The following is a 583-nucleotide window of genomic DNA, read 5'->3' as shown; positions in this document are numbered from 1 at the left end:
GCGCAGGGCCTCACGGTCACGGTGCTGACCAACGCGGCCGACGGCATGTCGAACCTGTGGGTCGATGGCGCGCTGCAGGTGCTGCGTGCGCATGCGGTGCACGGTGCGCCGTCGAAGCGCGCAGCCGCCTGGTCGGGTCGCTGGTGGACGCTGTGGGGGGCGAGCGACCTGCTGCCGATGGACGGCAAGGTGCTGGTCGCGAACCCGGCCCTCGCCAATCCGATGCTCGACGCCACCGAGTTCGTGCCCGACAGCCGCAACCGCGGCCGCATCACGCTGGCCGGTGCCTTCGGCAACCATGGCGAGACGGTGCGCCTGCAGCACGACGCGCGCGGCGCGGCCCACGAGTTCTGGCTCGGCGGCACGAAGATGCTGTCGGAGCGGCGGGTCGCGAAGGAGTTGTCGGCGCGGGAAGGCGGGGCCGCCGATGCCTGAAGCCTTCCACGAAACCTACCGCGGCCACGACCTCGACTTCACGCCGCGCCCCTCCGCCGGTGGCGGCTTCAACGCGCGGCTGCAGGTGGTCCACAGCTTCGGCGCGCACCGCGACCAGTTCAGCGTCGACGTGGGCTCGACGGTGTTC

General features: G+C 72.0%; 1 pseudogene. It reads left to right on the top strand.

Going from position 1 to position 583, the window contains the following annotated elements:
- Positions 1-435, top strand: a pseudogene (locus AC1D12_RS34920) (serine hydrolase domain-containing protein); the annotation flags it as partial.
- Positions 436-583 lie beyond the last annotated feature (148 nt).

This window comes from Rhizobacter sp. P1_G5 (assembly GCF_056405435.1).
The sequence above is the reverse complement of the archived record's forward strand: the minus strand, read 5'-3'. Positions and strand labels throughout refer to the sequence as shown.